This window comes from Alkalicoccus luteus (assembly GCF_012034335.1).
Classification (GTDB): domain Bacteria; phylum Bacillota; class Bacilli; order Bacillales; family Salisediminibacteriaceae; genus Alkalicoccus; species Alkalicoccus luteus_A.
On sequence record NZ_JAATHJ010000057.1, the window covers coordinates 1 to 2,983 of the forward strand.

Consider the following 2,983-nt stretch of genomic DNA (forward strand, 5'->3'; position numbering starts at 1 on the left):
TGGAGACCTGTTTCAGTGTACGGAAGTGACCCAGAAACAGCGGCGAACCTTTGGGGCGCTAGGGTTGAAGCCTCCTCCCAATATCCTCGATCTCCAGGCGAATTCCTAGTAACACGTCTGGTGTATTTAAAAATGCCTGAGACCCTTGTCACACGAGGGTTCCAGGCATTTCGTTTACCTAGTAACTGTCGAACCCGAGTTTAAGAGCGTTAGTTGTAAAGAAAATGTTCAAGATGAAGAAATGGTGAAAGCGAATTATTCCGGATCTATACAATATCACTTTATCAGGATTACATTCAAAAAGAGTCTACACTGCAGGATAAGCAAGTAGCTTAACTTGCTATGAATATCATATCGAAATCATTACTGAACACGAACCGACCGATCGTTACGAAAGTTTTCTTGTGATGATTTACGGTGCAGCTATAATATAAATTTTTATTTGGAATACAGTGTAAATGACATAACATCAGGAAGAAGGGTAGTTGTGGTGCCTATTAGTGAGTTTCCTATAATTGAAACTGAAAGATTGATTCTCCGACAAGTAACAAATAAAGACGCAGGTTATCTCTTGAAGTACATGTCTAATAAAGACGTAACAAAGCATATGGGACTGGAGCCTTTCAATTCCATGGATGACGCATTGAATGAAATTTCATGGTATCAATCGATATGGGAAAAGCAAACGGGAATAAGATGGGGAATTACGTTAAAAGGCGAGGATGAAGTAATTGGTAGTTGTGGATTTCTCAACCTCGTCTCAAAGCATTCTCGTGCTGAAATAGGGATTGAGTTAAGTAAAAATTATTGGGACAAGGGAATAGCCAGTGAGGCTTTTGAGGCTGTTATTAGGTATGGATTTGAACAAATGCACTTACAGCGGATCGAAGCTTTAATAGAACCCAGTAATGCACCGTCTCAACGATTAGCAGAGAAACAGGGATTCATTCGAGAGGGACTTTTGCGAAGCTATGAATTCACCGTTGGAAAATTTGATGATTTATATATGTACTCCATATTAAAGAGTGACCTCAATCATATCCAAAATCCGCCTTACGAACGCTCTTAATACTGGACTTAAATAAAAACGATCAGGACCAACAGAACGCGTTTGTCATTTTGCTGGTCTTTTTCGTGTACAAAGTAAAAAATAACAGGATAAAAATGGTAAAATAATCATGAGATGTAATGCAGGTGACAAATATATTTAATGCGAAGAGGATCAACTCAGAACAATTCAATTAAGGAGGATCTCTATGGAAGCCATAATTGAATGCAGGTCAGCTGTTTCGAGCGATCTTGAAGCCGTTGTCAGCATGCTGGCTGACGACGTGTTAGGCAAAGAACGAGAACAATATGTGGTTCCGCTTCTCGAAAGTTATCGCCACGCCTTTGAAGCCATTGAAGCGGATCCCAATAATGAACTGATCGTTGCCTGTTATAAGGGCGAGGTAGTCGGCGTTCAGCAGCTCACATTTACTCCTTATATCACTCATCAAGGTGGATGGCGAGCTACCATTGAGGGAGTGAGGACCTCATTAAGTATAAGAGGTAAAGGTAGCGGATCAGAGCTAATAACATGGGGAATTGAACGCGCAAAAGAACGGCAGTGTCACCTCCGGTGCGATCGAAAAGCTAAGAGCAGTGCTAAATTAGCAAGATATTAATCTATTGCAGGAGAAGATAGTTAGGAAAGGGTGTATTGATTGGTCCATTTACTGAAAGCGTCTAATTGCTTATTGTTATCTACCGATAAGAAGAAAAAAGAAAGTGTATGGCGGGACGATCCGTGCTATAAATTTGTCTATTCGCTGAAAGGGTCGATGCAGTATCAGAGCAGGCGGAATGATCTTTTATTACACGAAAAGGAATTTTTGGTATTTAATCCGCATGATGAACATAAACAACTGGCCGTGGAAGATCACAAATTTCTCATTGAACTGGACGCGGCTTTTCTTCATGGAGCAGCTTCTGTTTCTGGCGGACAGAGTGAACTATACTTTGCCCAGGCTGCTCAAAAAAATCCGCTTGTGAATCAGTGGGTGCAGTTTGTTCACCAATTTATGGGGATAGAGGAAGAGGAGGGCAGTCGGTCTTCTGAGGTGTTTCTGGAACACAGTTTTGCCCAGTTAAGTTTACTGCTCGCTCAATCTGCCCCTGGAACCCATACGTCCGATCTGGTTACGCAGCCTTACCGCTTTATTCAGCCTGCTGTTTTTCAAGTTATGGAAACGTTAAAAGATGATTACGAGCACGCCTGGAGTTTAGATGAAATGGCTGCACTGCTTGATATGAGCAAATTTCAGTTTGCACATATTTTTAAACAAACTGTTGGCGTTTCTCCCTACTCCTGGCTCCAGTTGTACCGGATTGTCAGAAGTCAGGACCTGCTTTTACATACTCATCGTACCATCACGGATATTGCGGTCAGCTGCGGTTTTTCTTCTGTATCCGTATATAATCAGTTATTCCGGCGTCTGTACGGGGTTCCACCCGGATTTTTCCGAAGAAACAATGCGCAGTAATAAGAGCACAGAGCAGAAGACCATCATGCTGCCGCAAAAGATAAAAATGTAACTCATGTCGATAAAAGCGGTGAGGGCACCGAACAGCGATAAAGAAAGGACGTTCGATCCGTAGAGGAGCACGGCATTAAAACTGAACGCGCGGCCTAATTTTTCTCCCGGCACGAGGGTCTGCAGTAAATATACTCGGGTAAGCCCGGTGAGCGGAAGGCCTATGGCGGCAATCAGCACTCCTGTAAAGAACAGGGGGAGGCTGGTGGCGAAACCGAGCAAAAATATTCCCGCTCCCCAAATAATCGAACCGGCAAAATAATGAATGAACGTTAACCTTTGGCTCATCACCACGAAGTGTAGTTGACACTTAAGCAGATGAAATGAAAACAAGTGGCAGATCCTTTATCGTGAAAGTTGTCGAGACAAACACGAGGAGGTTCTGCCACTTGCTACATCAGTTTATC

General features: G+C 42.7%; 4 protein-coding genes. 3 read left to right on the top strand and 1 reads right to left on the bottom strand.

The genetic code is table 11. The features are described 5' to 3' along the window. Positions 1-496: 496 nt before the first annotated feature. The 3 genes from HCN83_RS17775 (at position 497) to HCN83_RS18520 (ending at position 2,525) form a co-directional block, all read left to right on the top strand. The gene (locus HCN83_RS17775; RefSeq protein WP_168009748.1) at positions 497-1,069 is read left to right on the top strand and encodes a GNAT family N-acetyltransferase; all 573 of its coding nucleotides are present in this window, start codon (positions 497-499) and stop codon (positions 1,067-1,069) included. Between the two features lie 187 nt (positions 1,070-1,256). After that, entirely contained in the window at positions 1,257-1,667 is a 411-nt protein-coding gene (locus tag HCN83_RS17780; protein ID WP_168009746.1) for a GNAT family N-acetyltransferase, read from the top strand. Positions 1,668-1,739: 72 nt separating this feature from the next. Continuing rightward, positions 1,740-2,525 (top strand): helix-turn-helix transcriptional regulator, encoded by a 786-nt coding sequence (locus HCN83_RS18520; RefSeq protein WP_246238300.1) that lies wholly within the window; start codon positions 1,740-1,742, stop codon positions 2,523-2,525. Here the strand turns inward: HCN83_RS18520 and HCN83_RS17790 are convergent. Next, positions 2,466-2,909: an MFS transporter gene (locus HCN83_RS17790; RefSeq protein WP_246238301.1), complete on the bottom strand. Its 444-nt coding sequence runs from the start codon at positions 2,907-2,909 to the stop codon at positions 2,466-2,468. The genes HCN83_RS18520 and HCN83_RS17790 overlap by 60 nt on opposite strands. Between the last annotated feature and the right edge of the window lie 74 nt (positions 2,910-2,983).

Coding starts and splice junctions, on each gene's coding strand:
- HCN83_RS17780 (WP_168009746.1), top strand. CDS start 1,257: ATGGAAGCCATAATTGAATGCAGGTCAGCTGTTTCGAGCGATCTTGAA.